General features: G+C 44.9%; 20 protein-coding genes. 12 read left to right on the top strand and 8 right to left on the bottom strand.

Features of this window, described 5'->3' with window-relative positions; genetic code table 11:
- Positions 1-264 precede the first annotated feature (264 nt).
- The 3 genes from R7Q41_RS12945 to R7Q41_RS12935 all read right to left on the bottom strand — a co-directional run bounded on the left by R7Q41_RS12945 (position 265) and on the right by R7Q41_RS12935 (position 2,981).
- Positions 265-1,404 carry a flagellin gene (locus R7Q41_RS12945; RefSeq protein ID WP_213886663.1) on the bottom strand — a complete coding sequence of 380 codons (1,140 nt, stop codon included), beginning with the start codon at positions 1,402-1,404 and terminating at the stop codon, positions 265-267.
- Positions 1,405-1,546: 142 nt separating this feature from the next.
- The gene (locus R7Q41_RS12940; RefSeq protein ID WP_054575544.1) at positions 1,547-2,449 is read right to left on the bottom strand and encodes a Dyp-type peroxidase; all 903 of its coding nucleotides are present in this window, start codon (positions 2,447-2,449) and stop codon (positions 1,547-1,549) included.
- Positions 2,450-2,495: 46 nt separating this feature from the next.
- Complete coding sequence (locus R7Q41_RS12935; RefSeq protein WP_025768263.1) at positions 2,496-2,981, bottom strand: DUF2919 domain-containing protein; 486 nt, start codon at positions 2,979-2,981, stop codon at positions 2,496-2,498.
- 144 nt (positions 2,982-3,125) lie between these two features.
- On the opposite strand from R7Q41_RS12935, the gene R7Q41_RS12930 reads away from it, so the two are divergent.
- Both R7Q41_RS12930 and R7Q41_RS12925 read left to right on the top strand, forming a co-directional pair.
- Positions 3,126-3,479, top strand: a complete 354-nt coding sequence (locus tag R7Q41_RS12930; RefSeq protein ID WP_005380437.1) for a DUF2956 domain-containing protein — start codon at positions 3,126-3,128, stop codon at positions 3,477-3,479.
- Positions 3,480-3,482: 3 nt separating this feature from the next.
- A complete protein-coding gene (locus tag R7Q41_RS12925; protein ID WP_005380435.1) occupies positions 3,483-3,815 on the top strand; it encodes a DUF4156 domain-containing protein in 333 nt (110 codons plus the stop codon).
- Between the two features lie 34 nt (positions 3,816-3,849).
- Here R7Q41_RS12925 and R7Q41_RS12920 read toward each other — a convergent pair whose 3' ends face one another.
- Positions 3,850-4,137 carry a winged helix-turn-helix domain-containing protein gene (locus R7Q41_RS12920; protein WP_005380433.1) on the bottom strand — a complete coding sequence of 96 codons (288 nt, stop codon included), beginning with the start codon at positions 4,135-4,137 and terminating at the stop codon, positions 3,850-3,852.
- A 291-nt stretch (positions 4,138-4,428) separates the two neighbouring features.
- On the opposite strand from R7Q41_RS12920, the gene R7Q41_RS12915 reads away from it, so the two are divergent.
- Genes R7Q41_RS12915 through R7Q41_RS12900 form a run of 4 tightly spaced genes read left to right on the top strand, consistent with a single transcriptional unit; the run spans position 4,429 to position 6,847 of the window.
- Positions 4,429-4,779 (top strand): ArsC family reductase, encoded by a 351-nt coding sequence (locus tag R7Q41_RS12915; protein WP_005380431.1) that lies wholly within the window; start codon positions 4,429-4,431, stop codon positions 4,777-4,779.
- Between the two features lie 18 nt (positions 4,780-4,797).
- A complete protein-coding gene (gene dapE, locus R7Q41_RS12910) occupies positions 4,798-5,934 on the top strand; it encodes a succinyl-diaminopimelate desuccinylase (RefSeq protein ID WP_064354232.1) in 1,137 nt (378 codons plus the stop codon).
- 14 nt (positions 5,935-5,948) lie between these two features.
- The gene (locus R7Q41_RS12905; protein ID WP_053306708.1) at positions 5,949-6,647 is read left to right on the top strand and encodes a M15 family metallopeptidase; all 699 of its coding nucleotides are present in this window, start codon (positions 5,949-5,951) and stop codon (positions 6,645-6,647) included.
- Entirely contained in the window at positions 6,644-6,847 is a 204-nt protein-coding gene (locus tag R7Q41_RS12900; RefSeq protein ID WP_005380425.1) for a DUF2897 family protein, read from the top strand. Before R7Q41_RS12905 ends, R7Q41_RS12900 begins: the two co-directional genes overlap by 4 nt.
- Positions 6,848-6,953: 106 nt before the next feature.
- Here R7Q41_RS12900 and bamC read toward each other — a convergent pair whose 3' ends face one another.
- Together bamC and dapA are read right to left on the bottom strand one after the other, a co-directional pair.
- Complete coding sequence (gene bamC, locus R7Q41_RS12895; protein ID WP_005380424.1) at positions 6,954-7,973, bottom strand: outer membrane protein assembly factor BamC; 1,020 nt, start codon at positions 7,971-7,973, stop codon at positions 6,954-6,956.
- A 66-nt stretch (positions 7,974-8,039) separates the two neighbouring features.
- Complete coding sequence (dapA, locus tag R7Q41_RS12890; RefSeq protein WP_005380422.1) at positions 8,040-8,918, bottom strand: 4-hydroxy-tetrahydrodipicolinate synthase; 879 nt, start codon at positions 8,916-8,918, stop codon at positions 8,040-8,042.
- A gap of 476 nt (positions 8,919-9,394) precedes the next feature.
- On the opposite strand from dapA, the gene R7Q41_RS12885 reads away from it, so the two are divergent.
- Together R7Q41_RS12885 and bcp are read left to right on the top strand one after the other, a co-directional pair.
- A complete protein-coding gene (locus tag R7Q41_RS12885) occupies positions 9,395-9,937 on the top strand; it encodes a glycine cleavage system protein R (RefSeq protein WP_005380420.1) in 543 nt (180 codons plus the stop codon).
- 16 nt (positions 9,938-9,953) lie between these two features.
- A complete protein-coding gene (gene bcp / locus R7Q41_RS12880) occupies positions 9,954-10,424 on the top strand; it encodes a thioredoxin-dependent thiol peroxidase (protein ID WP_005380418.1) in 471 nt (156 codons plus the stop codon).
- 77 nt (positions 10,425-10,501) lie between these two features.
- Here bcp and R7Q41_RS12875 read toward each other — a convergent pair whose 3' ends face one another.
- Both R7Q41_RS12875 and R7Q41_RS12870 read right to left on the bottom strand, forming a co-directional pair.
- A complete protein-coding gene (locus R7Q41_RS12875; RefSeq protein WP_005389843.1) occupies positions 10,502-11,575 on the bottom strand; it encodes an AI-2E family transporter in 1,074 nt (357 codons plus the stop codon).
- Between the two features lies 1 nt (position 11,576).
- Positions 11,577-11,813, bottom strand: coding sequence for a sulfurtransferase TusA family protein (locus tag R7Q41_RS12870; RefSeq protein WP_005380414.1), 237 nt, complete (start codon positions 11,811-11,813; stop codon positions 11,577-11,579).
- A gap of 257 nt (positions 11,814-12,070) precedes the next feature.
- Between R7Q41_RS12870 and R7Q41_RS12865 the strand changes: the two genes are divergently transcribed.
- Genes R7Q41_RS12865 through R7Q41_RS12850 form a run of 4 tightly spaced genes read left to right on the top strand, consistent with a single transcriptional unit; the run spans position 12,071 to position 14,922 of the window.
- Positions 12,071-13,522: a tetratricopeptide repeat protein gene (locus R7Q41_RS12865; protein WP_005394337.1), complete on the top strand. Its 1,452-nt coding sequence runs from the start codon at positions 12,071-12,073 to the stop codon at positions 13,520-13,522.
- 16 nt (positions 13,523-13,538) lie between these two features.
- Positions 13,539-13,889, top strand: coding sequence for an arsenate reductase (glutaredoxin) (gene arsC / locus R7Q41_RS12860; RefSeq protein ID WP_005380410.1), 351 nt, complete (start codon positions 13,539-13,541; stop codon positions 13,887-13,889).
- Complete coding sequence (wrbA, locus tag R7Q41_RS12855; RefSeq protein ID WP_005380409.1) at positions 13,890-14,459, top strand: NAD(P)H:quinone oxidoreductase; 570 nt, start codon at positions 13,890-13,892, stop codon at positions 14,457-14,459. It abuts the gene before it with no gap.
- 22 nt (positions 14,460-14,481) lie between these two features.
- Entirely contained in the window at positions 14,482-14,922 is a 441-nt protein-coding gene (locus R7Q41_RS12850) for a DUF2069 domain-containing protein (RefSeq protein WP_005380407.1), read from the top strand.
- The last annotated feature ends 61 nt before the right edge of the window (positions 14,923-14,983 follow it).

Raw genomic sequence — 14,983 nt, 5'->3', positions numbered from 1 at the left:
TGGTGATTTCTCCAATTGATTTTCCGGTGTAGCGGTTTCCGACGTCTCGGAAAACCAAGTAGTTCTCTCAAAGTTACTTTTATTAACGGCGCATGCCCTGTTTTCTTTAGAGAAAATTTTGGATTTTTTTGAAAATAATTCGTTTGGAGGGGTAATCGTGACAAAGCGGATAAAAAAGCAAAAAAACTTTCATTTTTCGCTAAAGCTTCTTTTCGAATTGTCGATACAGGCAGGTTTTACGTTAAATTCGGGCAAGGCCGTTCATCAGCCAAGCAAGGTCAATGCTAGGTTTGGCGCTTGTTTTGCTTGCGCCAGAATAGAGGTACTGACCTGTTGTAAAATCTGTTGCTTCACCATTTGCGTAGTTTCTTTGGCATAGTCAGTGTCTTGGATACGACTGTTGGAAGCGGCTAAGTTTTCGTGGATATTATCGAGATTATTGATCGCATGATTAAAGCGGTTTTGATACGCGCCTAACTCCGCACGACTGCCATCTACCGTTTTCAAAGCATCATCTAAAATGCCGACCGCCATCTGAGCGCCACCGACCGTGCTAATATCAATACTATCTACCGTTCTATTTACGGTGACATACTTGCCAAGTTCTAACTCATCAGCCAGGCCACCACTGAAGGTTGGTCCAGGGTATTTTATGGCGTCCTTGTGGGACATGAGTAACTGCAGTTGCCCCTCTTCATTAACAGACGCTTTCACTTTATCGGTTTGCCCATTAATGTAAGTCGCGAGTTCTTCTATATCGTCGCCAGCTTTAGCTTCAATACGGATCTCCTGCTCTTCAAAATTGTTATCACGGTAGCTGATAACAATTTCATTATTTCCGTTTTGAACCGTCCAATCTGAACTGACTCTTTGATATGAGCTCATTGAAAAGCTACCTAAAGATTCCGGCTGCATGGTCCGCAGGCCAATTTGTACCGCTTCACCAGCCGTTGCACCGATTTGAAAAGACGATGTACCGAATGTGCCATTCAGCAATTTACGTCCGCCAAAGGAGGTCGTTTCTGCAATACGACTTAACTCATCATTTAAAGCAGAGACTTCTTCTTGCATTGCAGTGCGCTCCGCTTTGCTGTTTGAACCGTTAGCTGATTGAAGCGACAAATCACGCATACGTTGCATAATGTTAGTCACTTCATTCATCGCCCCTTCGGCGGTTTGCATTATAGAAATGCCGTCATTCGCGTTACGTACCGCGACATCCAAACCACGCATTTGCGATTGTAGACGGTTGGAGATTTGCAGACCCGCCGCGTCATCTTTTGCGCTGTTAATACGTTTCCCTGAAGACAAACGCTCCATGGATTGGTTCAGCATGTCAGTTGCACTGGTCAAATGACGCTGTGCGACAAGTGCTGCAACATTGGTATTAACGGTGATCGCCACGAATAAAGAGTCCTAAAATTAAGGCTTTGAGTACTTATCGACCAAGTAACAGAAAAGTTTAGTGTTTTTTGAAAAGAGATTGGAATAGAAATAGAAAACAAAAGCCCTCCATTGGAGGGCTTAAGAAATGAAGTCTGAGAACTTACTTGATGGCTAGCTCCGCGAGCATTTCTTGCGAAGGCGCGAAAAAGTAAGCACCTGTTACCGCTTTTGTGAAACGAAGCATTTGGTCTGTTTTACCATCTGTTACGCCGTACATACTTTCTAGCATCACTTTAATGTTATGAAGTGTATTGCAGTAAGAAATGAACAACAGACCGTGAGCACCGGTCACCATCCCGTATGGTAAGCTGTGGCGAACAATCTTCAAACCTTTACCTTCTTCTTTGATATCAACGCGACCAACGTGTGATGCAGCAGGAACGTCTTCTAGCTCGATAGAGTCTGGCTTGGTACGACCAATCACTTTTTCTTGCGCTTTGACATTCAATCGATTCCAAGCGGCAAGGTTATGTTCAAAGCGCTGAGCCATAACATAACTGCCTCCAGCAAATGGGCCCTCTTTTACTAGAGCCACATCAGCGCGAGCCTCCCCTTTTGGGTTTTCTGTGCCATCAATGAAGTCTGTCATATCACGAGCATCAAGGTAACGGTACCCATATGTTTCGTCCACAATGGTGACATCTTGTGCCGTCTCTTCTAGGAACTTACGCAACACGTAAAAATGCAAGTCGTGACGAGTCGAGTGACAGTGAATCAGTACATCTACGTCTGTTGCTGGAGCAACGATGTCACCTTCGCCAAGTTGAGTAAAATCAATAAGCTCTTCTGGCGCGTCTACATTAAGGTGTTCCCAAAACGATTTTGTGAATGCGATAGAAAGCGTCAGCGCTGCACCCGGCTGGGTAATGTTTAACTCTTCCACCAACTTTGGCAGTGCTTTCAGTTTTTCTAATACGTTTTCACGGTTTTGGTTCACTTTGAGTTGAGTGTACAGTGCAAATGGCCCGGCTTCTGGCACGATCGCCGTTTGAGCTTGTGACATTGAGGTTTCCTCTATTACTTTGCCCCAGAGTGGGAAGTTATTGTTTTTAATTCTTTGAATGCTGCTGTTCATCGTGCGCCAATTGTGGCACATGAAAACAGTCTTTTACCCATCTTCCATTTAGAAGATAGATCATAAACCAAGCTAATAAGGTAATGGTAAGGGCGTTTGCCCAATTAAACACTCCATGTTCTAGGTACACATGATACATGGTCTGAGCAAGTTGAATACCGCACAAGATCAAAGTGATCTCTCGACCATAGCGAGTAATTCTGTTTACCCATCCTCTGTCGGGATGACGAAGCCCCATTAACCACATAAGAAGCAAACTTGGAATGCCCATCGCCAAACCTAAATACAACGTACTTGAATCTGGGTAAACAATAGCGAGTAGCTTACTGCCACTATCACGACTTACACCAGCCATGGCAAACACCACCCATGAACGCACAAGAAACATCCATCCCACCCATAAAATGATCGGCGCCTTTAAAAATCCATGAGCGTCATATTGGTCAAACGAATAGCGCACAACATCTTCTTCTTTATGTGATAAAAACGTCACTTTAACCTATCGTTTCAGAGTTGCAAGCCAACAAAGATGAGAACTGAAGTTCATTTCAGCACCTTACACAGGTAAACTAAACAAAGATTTACAGCGACGTTGATGAGAAACATGAAAAAAAGAACTCCTGCCACCCCTGTGCCTTCTCAAGAAACACAAGCCGAAGCGATGAGAATTGCTAAATCCACGCAAAAGCCCGGCCAAACCAAAGAGCAAACCAAGCTCATCGCTCAAGGTATCGAAAAAGGCATCGCGCAATATAAGAAACAACAAAAAGAGCGCAACCGCCAAGCCGATAAAGCGAAGAAAAAACAGCAACGTGAAAAACAACGTCAGCATGAAGAGATTATCGAACAAGACAATATCACCGACGATGCGCCAAACCATTCATCAAGCAAACTGCCTTGGACACTACTTGTTCTGAGCTGGATTGGCTTTGCTGCTTACATAGTATTGGGGAAATAGCTAATGAAACGCCTGTTACTTGGACTTTTTGTCGTGCTTCTAACGGGTTGCACGATGCCTTCTCACCTTACTCATGCTCAAAGTCAAGATGTTCATATTCGCATTGACGCGCAATTCGACCCTGAGCGATGCGAATACAAAGGCGAAGTCACCGGAAGTGAAGGCCATTGGTATAACTACATTTTCATGACTAATGACGCGATGATGCAAGGCGCGATGAACGATTTAAAAAACAATGCAGCGGCTATCGATGCGGACACCGTTTTTATGGTTTCCCCACAAGATTTTATCACTTCATTTAGCGTACTGGGTTCCGCCTACCGCTGCAATGGATGAGGCCTGAATATGAAAAAAGCCAGCAATTGCTGGCTTATGCACGAAATCCAAGACTGCTAGCGATATCTCTCTCCCGCTCTAGAACCCATTGGCTATCAAAAGGCCCCCAATCTGAAAGTTGATAATAGCCGTCATTATGACGTCGGCCATCTTGAACGAATATGAGTTCAATGCCGATCCCAGGTAACGCCTTGAGTACATCTTGAATAGTACGACGAGGCCACCCCGTTTTTTCGATCAACTTTGGCACATTCGGCCTTTCTAGGTTTTCCACCAACAAGGCCAAATATAGCCGCCTTGCAAAAACAGGACTCAATTCCATTGACACCTCCTAAAATTGTGCTGATTCATTATTTCGTTTTTGCTCAGCGAGGTGTTGCGTTTGATCAATAACTCGACTTTTCCATTTGATTTAGACGAATTTTTATTCGATTTATAGCGCATTCATCGTAAATAAGTTATGTGACATTAGTTATCTCAATCTATCTGAAAATATTTTCCACCGCATTTTGTCAGTTTGATTGCTTCTTGATAGGATGCTTTAACAGCCCAAATCACTTAAGTGCGTCTTAACCGCGCCAGTGAAAAATAGAACAAAGAAAAAGGAAAGACTATGTCGATTACCATGTTTGGTATTCCCAACTGCGATACGATCAAAAAAGCCAAGAAATGGTTAGAAGCCGAGGATATTGCTTACGACTTCCATGACTACCGTAAGCAAGGCATTGATGCAGAAATGGTAAGTGAATTTTGTCGCGCTTTAGGTTGGGAACAGGTGCTCAATAAACGTGGCACAACCTACCGCCAATTAGCGCAAGAGCAGAAAGACACACTTAACGAGGAAAACGCCATCGCTCTTTTGGTAGAAAACCCTGCGATGATTAAACGCCCAATTTTAAAAGTGAATGATCAACTTCATATCGGTTTTAAAGCTGATCAATACGCTAGCATTTTCAACTCTTAAATAAAGGAATACTCAAGGATGACAGACAGTCCAGTATTGGCACTTGCTAAAGATCTGATCAGTAGACAGTCCGTAACGCCGGAAGACGCAGGTTGTCAGGATTTGATGATCGAGCGCTTAAAAGCACTCGGGTTTGAAATTGAAGTGATGGTATTTGAAGACACCACGAACTTCTGGGCTCGACGTGGTTCAGAAGCGCCGCTATTTGCGTTTGCTGGCCACACCGATGTGGTACCAGCTGGCAAATTGGAACACTGGAATACACATCCGTTTGAACCGACCATTATTGATGGTTACTTGCATGGCCGCGGCGCAGCTGACATGAAAGGGTCGCTAGCTGCTATGGTCGTTGCTGTCGAACGCTTCATTGAAGAAAACCCAGACCACAAAGGCTCAATTGGCTTTTTGATTACGTCAGATGAAGAAGGGCCATTTATCAATGGTACCGTTCGCGTTGTAGAAACGTTGATGGAACGTGGTGAGAACATCGATATGTGTATTGTTGGTGAACCATCCAGCACCGACGTGGTTGGCGATGTAGTGAAAAATGGACGCCGTGGATCCATCACTGGTGATTTAACGGTAAAAGGAACACAAGGCCACGTGGCCTACCCTCACCTAGCCAGCAATCCAGTGCACGAGTCTCTACTCGCGATTCATGAACTCGCGACGACGGAATGGGACAAAGGGAATGATTACTTCCCACCGACCAGTTTCCAGATCCCGAATGTATCGGCTGGCACTGGTGCGTCTAACGTTATTCCTGGCGAGTTCCATGTTCAGTTCAACCTACGTTTTAGTACTGAGCTTAACAATGACGCAATTGTTCAGCGTGTTACCGAAACATTGGACAAGCATGAGCTGGACTACGACCTAAAATGGACATTCAACGGTGACCCATTCCTGACCGATACGGGCGCACTACTAGACGCGGTTGTAGCTGCTGTGGCCGAAGTCAATGATACGAAGCCAGCGCTACTTACAACTGGCGGTACTTCTGATGGTCGTTTTATTGCTCAAATGGGAGGTCAAGTCGTAGAGTTAGGTCCTGTTAACGCTACGATTCATAAAGTGAACGAGTGTGTGAAAGTCGACGATCTTGAAAAGTTGACGGACATGTACGAAAACACGTTGAAACACCTATTGGCGAAGTAATCAGCGAGAACACAATGACACCAGAGCAACTCACCGGAATCACTGATTCTCATCTTCAATCCACACTAGTGGGGCAAAAAGCGTTTCTACTCCACCCTGAAGTGGCTGACGATCTGCTAAAGATGATTGAAGCGGCAACAGAAGCAGGTTTCAAAATGGAAATCGCCAGTGGTTTTCGTGACTTTAATCGCCAAAAAGCCATCTGGAACGGGAAGTTTTCTGGTGAGTTGCCAATTCTCGACATCAACTCCCGCCCTTTGAATAAAGCAGAGTTAAATGACGAAGAGAAATTGATGGCCATTTTGCGCTGGTCGGCATTGCCCGGAGGAAGTCGTCATCATTGGGGTTGTGATTTTGATGTCTATGCGCGCAATTTATTGCCTGCTGACACAAAACTCAAGTTGGAACCTTGGGAGTATCTCGAAGGCCACCAGCAGGCGTTCTACCAATGGTTAAAAGCCAACCTTGGTCGGTTCGGTTTCTTCTTTCCTTATCAGCACGATTTAGGTGGCGTTTCGATTGAGCCTTGGCACATTAGTCACCGCGCTGTCGGGCAGCAATGCCTCGAGCAGTTGACGCTTGATGTACTCAGAAGCCAGTTGATTAAACAAAATCAGACCGACAACATTGCAGGGATTGACGTCATACTGAATAATTTGGATAACGTCGTTGCCAAATTTATTCACAATATCACGCCGCCGGAGGCTCTATGATAGAAATACTAACCAATCCTTGGGTCATTATTATTGTAGTGTTGAGCGTGGTCATTGGTAATATTGCCGCACTCAAATATACCGCAAAAATGAAGTTTGGTCAGATGGATAAAAGCCGTAAGAACGATTTAGATAAGCTGAACACATTGGATAAACAGCGCTACGCTGAAGAAGATAAAAACAAAAACGAGCCTCGTTAGTTACTCACCAGCTTCATCTCGACACATTTAATCTAAACATCAAAAAAGGGACCACTAGGTCCCTTTTCTATCATTAAGTAAACACGCCGCGTTAAGCTCGCTTTGTTTACTGCTTCACTGTTGCAGCCAATACAGGCGCTAGTGATTTCAAAAACTCTTCTTCTACTGGCTTGCCAGAGGAGTCGGTGATATTGATAGACGTACGGTTGCCTAAATCACCAAGTAAGAATGTGTACTTACCAGCGGCTAACTCCACTGGTTTAACGCCGATATCGTTCCAGAATTCATCATCCGGAGATGCATATTTCGCAGTGATTGTGCCCTGAGACTGGCTACGCTCTTCAATCTTAAAGCCCATCTTAGGTAGAATATTAGGCAGACGTTGCCAAAGCATGTTGTATTGCGCACGCGCGATAATCACAGGAAGTCCGCTGCGGTCTTTACCCATTGTGATTGGGATCTGTTTAACCAACTCTTGCGCTTTACGCTGTGCTTCTTCACGCACTTCTTGATCGTAGCGAGCGGTGACCAAGTTCGTCATGAACACATTGTAGCGCTCACGGTTGGTCGCCGTTACTTCTTTCACTTGATTGCCTTCACGCCAGTCAATAAGGCTCACCTTAAAGCCGTGTCGACCATTTGCTTCAGCGCGTACGATTTCATATCGGCTGCCAATTTCTAGCTCTTCATCTGGCGAATCCCAAGTCACCCATCCTGTCTCGATGCGAGAGTCTGTTTGGCTTTCAACTGGAATCTCGTTAGCCGCGACCATGTTTTGCACCGTTTGCCAAACTTTATCTAGTTCATCTTTACGAAGTAGCCAAAGTGTCACTTCACCATCACTACTGCGGTCTAGACGTGCACCGGGAATAAGCTCTAGGACTTGTTGAGGTGGACGAATGTCGACATCTTTACCGACACCACCAGCGTAGTTACCCTGAGGGATCTCGTAGTTAGGGTAAAACTGAGGCTGTGCACCCTGTGGGACATTCCACTCACCCAAATTGGGGGAGTTCAAATACTCGAAGTCATCTTTTGCTTGACGACGTTGATTGGCACCACCTGAACAGGCAGTCAATACGAATACAGCTAATGAACTTAACACTAACTGGCTTGAAAGCTTCATCTATACTCCTAAAACACCGAGGGCGCTTTGGCCCCCAGTATGAACTTCAATCCTAGTAACTCAATCTTAATAAATATGGGCGTCTGTTAGCGCCTGCTCGACGATCGGCTGCGATTTTTCAGAAAGCGTAGTTAAAGGAAGACGCAAACCACCTTCTTCAATCAAACCAAGCTTTTGCGCTGCCCATTTTACTGGGATAGGGCTTGCTTCGATGAAAAGGTTTTTGTGTAGAGTCATCAAGCGTTGGTTAATCGCTTCTGCTTCTTCGTACTTACCTTCACTTGCCAAATGGAACATGTCTGCCATGTCTTTAGCTGCAATATTGTTCGTTACCGAGATAACACCATTGCCGCCAAGTTTCACAAAATCCAGCCCTGTCGCATCATCGCCACTTAGTAAGATAAAATCTTCGCCACAAAGTTCACGATGAATTGCAATTCGTTCCAAATCGCCCGTTGCATCTTTTAGAGCCACGATATTATCAAGCTTTGACAAGCGTGCCACTGTTTCTGGCTGCATATCAACAGCAGTACGGCCTGGTACGTTGTACAAAATTAGAGGCACATCACTCGCTTCGGCAATTGCCTTGTAATGTAAAAACAAACCCTCTTGAGTTGGTTTGTTGTAATACGGTGTCACACTCAGGAAGCCAGCAATACCAGAATCAGCCAGTAATTTGCTAAATGTTACTGCCTCATGGGTTGCATTTGCACCCGTGCCAGCAATCACAGGGATGCGACCGTCGGCAAACTCAACAGTTTTATTAACGACCTTCACATGCTCTTCAATGGTCAGTGTCGCTGACTCACCTGTTGTGCCTACTGCCACAATACCGTCTGTACCCGCTTCAACGTGGTACTCTACTAGCTTTTGCAGACCGTCAAAGTCTACTTCGCCATCTGCTTTGAATGGCGTAATCAGCGCTACGATACTTCCTGAAAACATGTTTATCTCCCTCATTTAACTCTTTCTGCATGGTACTGTAATGCGATTGAAAAACACAAGAGCGTAAACTCGCTTACAAAGTACAAATGAATGAATAATTATCAGTTGTTAGAGGTCTAGCAACTTAATTGCTCTATTTGGTTTGATTAACGGCAATATTGATAATCGTGTTGGGCTTTCGAGTGACTTTAGAATCTATCAGTGATTTGGAAAATACTGAAGAGCACAAGCAAGGAAAATATACTCTTTGGTCTTGTTAGCCAAGTCAGATCTAAGTGAATAAAACGGCCAGACAATAGGCAAGCACATCATGCAAACGTTTTGTTTATCCTATAGCCTGCATTTACTGTTTATTTCCCACCACTCCCCTCAAGCTCCGACTGCTTTTTTATGGACTAAAAAAGAACTGGCTCGATATTTCTTCGCAATATCTGTGCTAACATCTCTCTATTGAAGAAAGGACAAGAAGCTCATTTATGAAGCAACATCTGGTACTTACAGCAGTTGGAACGGACCGTCCAGGCATTTGTAACCAAGTCGTACAGCTCGTTACTCAAGCTGGTTGTAACATAGTCGATAGCCGTATCGCTATCTTTGGCAGCGAATTTACGCTGATCATGCTCCTGACTGGGAACGCCAGCAGCGTGACTCGAGTTGAAACACAATTACCCCTGCTTGGCCAAGAACATGACCTTATTACGATCATGAAACGCACAGCGGCGCACGAACTGCTCGATAACAGCTACACCATGGAAGTGTTTATTGAGTCTGAAGACCGCCCTGGGTTAACTGAAAAATTTACTAAGTTCTTCGCTGATCAGCAGATTGGTTTAGACTCTCTTAGCGCGCAAACCATCAGCAAGTCGAAAATTCAACTCGACTCTGACCAGTTTCACATTGCGATTACTGCATCTGTAAGCGCGGATTTTAATTTGATGCAATTACAAGAAGACTTCGATGAACTTTGTAAGTCGCTCAACGTACAAGGTTCTCTGAATTTCATTAAAAACACACTATAAAGTAAAGGAAATCAAAATGAATACGCTGACAGCAGGCTCGCCAGCGCCAGCCTTCTCTTTGCTCGACCAAGACGGAAATACCGTTTCTCTTGAAGACTTTAAAGGCAAGAAAGTACTTTTCTACTTTTACCCTAAGGCGATGACGCCGGGTTGTACTACACAAGCAAAAGGCCTTCGTGACATCAAAGCCGAACTCGATGCACATAACGTGGTGGTACTCGGCGTAAGCATCGACCCTGTAAAGCGTCTAGGCAAGTTCATCGAGCGCGATGATTTAAACTTCACTCTGCTTTCTGATGAAGACCATGCCGTTGCTGACCAGTTCGGCGTTTGGGGCGAAAAGAAATTCATGGGCAAAGTATACGACGGTCTTCACCGCATTAGCTTTCTGATCAATGAAGAAGGCGTGATCGAACATGTGTTCAACAAGTTCAAAACCAAAGATCACCACGAAGTCGTATTAAACTACTTAAACGAAAACGCTTAAACGCTATTGTTTTTCTACAAACAAAAAGCCCAGCAAACTGCTGGGCTTTCTTTTAACCATCGTACCTTTGGTAACAACTACTCTTGTTCGACAGGTTCGTTTTCTTCCGTGCTTGGTAATGCATGCCATACGGCTTTGACTAATGTCGCTAAAGGAATGGCGAAGAACACCCCCCAAAAACCCCACAGCCCACCAAAGACTAATACAGCCACAATGATAGCAACTGGGTGTAAGTTTACTGCCTCGGAAAACAGAACAGGAACCAAGACATTACCATCAAGCGCCTGGATAATACCGTAAGCAAGCAACAACCAATAAAACGGAGGCGTTAAACCCCATTGGAACAAACCAACGATAGCAACAGGTACAGTAACAGCCGCCGCACCGATATAAGGAATCAAAACCGACAGACCAACGGCTACGGCAAGCAACGCCGAGTAACGAAGGTCTAGAAGGGCAAAAGTCACGTAGCTCACACCGCCCACGATTAAAATCTCTAACACTTTACCGCGAATGTAATTTGATATCTGCTCGTTCATCTCATGCCAAACTTTATTCGCCAATTTACGGTTTTTCGGCAGAATACCGCTTGCGATTCGCAGCATTTCTTCTTTGTCTTTAAGCAAAAAGAAGATCAGAAGTGGCACTAAGATCAAATATACCGCTAGCGTTGCAATGCTAACTAATGAAGCAAGCGACCCTTTGACGACACTTTCACCCAGCCCCAGTGCTTGGTTTTTGGCGTTCGTCACCACGGTTTCTACTATTTCTAAATTGGCTAGTTCAGGATGGCGCTCTGGCAATGTGACAATAAACTTTTGTAGCCCGTTGTACATGTTCGGAATATCGTTAATTAGATTACCGACCTGAGTCCAAATCGTCGGAACCAAGCCAAACAACGCAATTAACATTAACCCGACAAAGACCAAGATCACGATAATAACCGACAAAGTGCGCGGCACGCCCATACGACACATTTTGACAACTGGCCATTCAAGTAGATAAGCCAAAACGATCGCGACAAGTAATGGCGCAATCAAGTGTCCAAAGAAGTAAATGGTGATAAAGCCAAACAGCAAGATCGCGACGAGACTTACTGCGTGAGGGTCAGAGAAACGTCGTTTATACCAACGACTAACCATTTCAAACATCTTATGCGGATTCCTTATTGAAGACAGTCAATGTGTAGTGCTCTGATGTAGATTGGCAATCAACCGAGTACCCTTGGGCACTAAGATAGTTCACAATGTCTCGTTTAGAGCTGTTGTCCACCACTTGAATGACAAGTTGATGATACTGCTTTGCTTCTCCTTGAAAGACCTCAGCAGCATGACGCTTTGCAAGTAACAGTGCCATAGGACAACGTTGCTCACGCAAATCAAGTAACATGGATTCCATTGTATTGCTCTGCACTTATGATAGGGTTGTATTGTAACGGCTTTTTGAGCTGGTGCTAGCACTTCTGACATGATTTAACCACATGCTGAAATAGCTCGGATATAAAATAATTTACGAAACCAATTCATTTATTTCCGGTCTTACTGTTAGCTTATATCCTCACGGATAACCAAAACGTATGTGGCGCTGTTAATAGGCTCTCGACCTGTAACCACATGCTTATGTATTTTGGAGAACCTTGTAAACGTATGTTAAAACGCACTCGCTCGCTAGTTTGCTTATGTCTTGCTGCTGCCATCAGTTCGCCGACAACTTATGCCAATAGCATTGACTTGCCAGACATTGGCACAGCTGCTGGTGGCACGCTTTCAATAGACCAAGAGTTGATTTATGGCGACGCCTATATGCGTATGCTCAGAGCCAGTAAACCTATCGTTAATGACCCTGTCATCAATGAATATATTGACTCTCTTGGGCACAAATTAGTGGCCAATGCGAATGATGTAAAAACGCCGTTCCACTTCTTTATGATTCGCGACCGTAATATCAACGCATTCGCGTTTTTTGGTGGCTATGTAGCGCTGCATTCTGGGTTGTTTCTTCATGCTCGTTCAGAAAGTGAGCTGGCCTCTGTTGTCGCTCACGAGATAGCGCACGTCACACAACGTCACCTTGCTCGGAGTATGGAAGAACAAGCGCGTCGCTCTCCGGCCACATTAGCCGCACTTGCGGGGGCACTACTACTTTCAATTGCCTCACCCGAAGCGGGGATGGCTGCAATTACAGCAGCAACCGCGGGCAACATGCAAAGTCAAATCAACTACACTCGTGCAAACGAAAAAGAAGCGGATCGCTTTGGTATTTCGACACTAGCAAAAGCCGGCTTTGATGTTCAAGCAATGCCAAGGTTTTTTGGCCGTCTTGCTGATGAGTATCGTTATGCGAGTAAACCGCCACCAATGCTCCTGACTCACCCTTTGCCTGAAGATCGAATTACCGATAGCCGTGCGCGAGCAAGAACCTATCCTCCAATGCGTGTTGTGCCTTCAATAGACTATCATCTAGCTCGCGCGCGCATTGTGGCTCGTTACGCTGGCATTGATGGACAAGCCGCCCTGAGCTGGTTTGAGAGAACCCAAAAGAAAGCCTCTGCGGACATTACACCTGCTTTTGATTATGGTCGAGCACTCGTGCATTTAGACAATAAACGCTTATCTCAAGCGGAACCAATTTTGAAAAAGTTACTGGAACAAGACCCAAGTAACCCGTTTTACTTGGACGCTATGACGGATTTATACATCGAGAAGAAGCAGCCAGAAAAAGCAACCGAGATGCTCCGCAAAGCGTTATCTCGTAACCCTCAAAATAAAGTATTGACCATTAACTACGCCAATGCGCTACTTGAGGACAATAAAAACGATCAAGCCACGCGAGTTCTTCAAAGATACACTCATGACTATCCTGAAGATACAAATGGCTGGCACCTAATATCGAAGAGCTACCACGCGCTGGGGCGTAGCGATGAAGAGTTGGCTGCTCGAGCAGAAATTTTGGCATTGCGAGCAAATTGGAATAAAGCGATTCAATATTATAGTGAAGCAAGTAAAATGGCCAAGTTGGGCAGCTTAGAGCAAGCGCGATACGATGCCCGTATCGACCAACTCATGATCCAAAGAGATCGATTCATGGCATTACAATAACGAAATGGAGAAAACCATGTCAGTCGTGATTTATCACAACCCTCGTTGCTCAAAGAGCCGTCAAACACTTGAACTGCTTGAGCAAAATGGTGTTACACCGGAAGTCGTCAAATACCTAGACACACCACTTAACGTGGATGAACTAAAAGCGCTGTACGCCCAGCTTGGCTTTTCATCTGTACGTGAAATGATGCGCACTAAAGAAAGTGAATATAAAGAGCTTGGCTTAGGCGAAGACTCCGTCAGCGATGAGCAATTATTCGAAGCAATGGCGAAAAATCCAAAGTTGTTTGAGCGTCCGGTTGTCGTTGCTAACGGCAAAGCAAAAATTGGTCGCCCACCAGAGCAAGTGTTGGATATTTTATAAATGGATTGCCAGATCCTTATTTTGTATTTCAGCCGTCATGGCTCGACAAAACAACTGGCAAGACAAATAGCAAGAGGAGTCGAATCGACTCCTCAATGCCAAGCAATTTTGCGTACAGTTGAAGAACTGTCACCTCACTCACACTCCCCTTCTGATCCAATTGTTACTCTAGAGGAACTAAAAACGTGCGACGGTCTAGCGTTTGGCAGTCCCGTCTGGTTTGGCAACATGGCTGCGCCTTTAAAGCACTTCTGGGATCAGACTACATCTTTATGGGTCAGTGGTGACTTAATCGATAAGCCTGCTTGTGTCTTTACCTCTTCGTCCTCGATGCATGGTGGTCAAGAAACAACGTTACAAAGCATGATGACCCCTTTATTGCATCACGGGATGATGGTTTTGGGCATTCCTTATTCCGAGCCAGAGTTACACACTACGCAGTCCGGAGGCACTCCGTATGGCGCCAGCAGTGTAGGCCATGAGGCAACCCTAAGCAGTGAAGAGATTCGCCTGGCACAACAATTAGGCAAAAGGCTGGCAACTGCAGCGTTAAAACTAAAAGTCTGTTAGTAAAATCAAGGATAGTTAATCGATGTCTGACTCTTTAGACCAAACACCACTCGGTACACAGGCTAAAACCTATCGTTACCTGGCTTTATTTGGCAACTTAGCCTTATTAGCCTGGGTCGCTATTTGGCAGCTTGCGTTATCCCCTCACCCTCACCTCAGCAGCACAACACTTGCTATTGCTTGGTGTATTCCGCTACTACTTCCGTTACCTGGTATTTTAGCTGGTAAGCCTTACACTCATGCTTGGGCTAACTTTGTTCTTATGCTGTATTTCTTGCATGCGCTGACCATCCTCTATGTGGATGGGGGTGAACGCTGGCTTGCGGCAGTGGAACTGATACTGACTTCACTCGGTTTCGCTGGCAATATTTTGTTTGCTAGAGCGAGAGGCAAAGAGCTAGGCCTTAAGTTGAAACGCCTCTCTCAAGTAGAAAAAGAAGAAAAAGCGAAATTCAATAAATAACGCCAATCGCAGTCAATCACTGATCATTGGTTCGAATACGAATTTAGAAAACAAAAAGAGT

Origin of the sequence: Vibrio sp. 2096, assembly GCF_033339595.1 — a bacterium.
Taxonomy (GTDB): domain Bacteria; phylum Pseudomonadota; class Gammaproteobacteria; order Enterobacterales; family Vibrionaceae; genus Vibrio; species Vibrio alginolyticus.
This window is presented reverse-complemented; position numbering and strand designations above follow the sequence as displayed.

Excerpts from the sequence above, each read along its gene's own strand:
- R7Q41_RS12940 (WP_054575544.1), bottom strand. The coding sequence starts at position 2,449 with ATGTCACAAGCTCAAACGGCGATCGTGCCAGAAGCCGGGCCATTTGCA.
- R7Q41_RS12930 (WP_005380437.1), top strand. The coding sequence starts at position 3,126 with ATGAAAAAAAGAACTCCTGCCACCCCTGTGCCTTCTCAAGAAACACAA.
- R7Q41_RS12925 (WP_005380435.1), top strand. The coding sequence starts at position 3,483 with ATGAAACGCCTGTTACTTGGACTTTTTGTCGTGCTTCTAACGGGTTGC.
- R7Q41_RS12920 (WP_005380433.1), bottom strand. The coding sequence starts at position 4,137 with ATGGAATTGAGTCCTGTTTTTGCAAGGCGGCTATATTTGGCCTTGTTG.
- R7Q41_RS12915 (WP_005380431.1), top strand. The coding sequence starts at position 4,429 with ATGTCGATTACCATGTTTGGTATTCCCAACTGCGATACGATCAAAAAA.
- dapE (WP_064354232.1), top strand. The coding sequence starts at position 4,798 with ATGACAGACAGTCCAGTATTGGCACTTGCTAAAGATCTGATCAGTAGA.
- R7Q41_RS12905 (WP_053306708.1), top strand. The coding sequence starts at position 5,949 with ATGACACCAGAGCAACTCACCGGAATCACTGATTCTCATCTTCAATCC.
- R7Q41_RS12900 (WP_005380425.1), top strand. The coding sequence starts at position 6,644 with ATGATAGAAATACTAACCAATCCTTGGGTCATTATTATTGTAGTGTTG.
- bamC (WP_005380424.1), bottom strand. The coding sequence starts at position 7,973 with ATGAAGCTTTCAAGCCAGTTAGTGTTAAGTTCATTAGCTGTATTCGTA.
- dapA (WP_005380422.1), bottom strand. The coding sequence starts at position 8,918 with ATGTTTTCAGGAAGTATCGTAGCGCTGATTACGCCATTCAAAGCAGAT.
- R7Q41_RS12885 (WP_005380420.1), top strand. The coding sequence starts at position 9,395 with ATGAAGCAACATCTGGTACTTACAGCAGTTGGAACGGACCGTCCAGGC.
- bcp (WP_005380418.1), top strand. The coding sequence starts at position 9,954 with ATGAATACGCTGACAGCAGGCTCGCCAGCGCCAGCCTTCTCTTTGCTC.
- R7Q41_RS12875 (WP_005389843.1), bottom strand. The coding sequence starts at position 11,575 with ATGTTTGAAATGGTTAGTCGTTGGTATAAACGACGTTTCTCTGACCCT.
- R7Q41_RS12870 (WP_005380414.1), bottom strand. The coding sequence starts at position 11,813 with ATGTTACTTGATTTGCGTGAGCAACGTTGTCCTATGGCACTGTTACTT.
- R7Q41_RS12865 (WP_005394337.1), top strand. The coding sequence starts at position 12,071 with ATGTTAAAACGCACTCGCTCGCTAGTTTGCTTATGTCTTGCTGCTGCC.
- arsC (WP_005380410.1), top strand. The coding sequence starts at position 13,539 with ATGTCAGTCGTGATTTATCACAACCCTCGTTGCTCAAAGAGCCGTCAA.
- wrbA (WP_005380409.1), top strand. The coding sequence starts at position 13,890 with ATGGATTGCCAGATCCTTATTTTGTATTTCAGCCGTCATGGCTCGACA.
- R7Q41_RS12850 (WP_005380407.1), top strand. The coding sequence starts at position 14,482 with ATGTCTGACTCTTTAGACCAAACACCACTCGGTACACAGGCTAAAACC.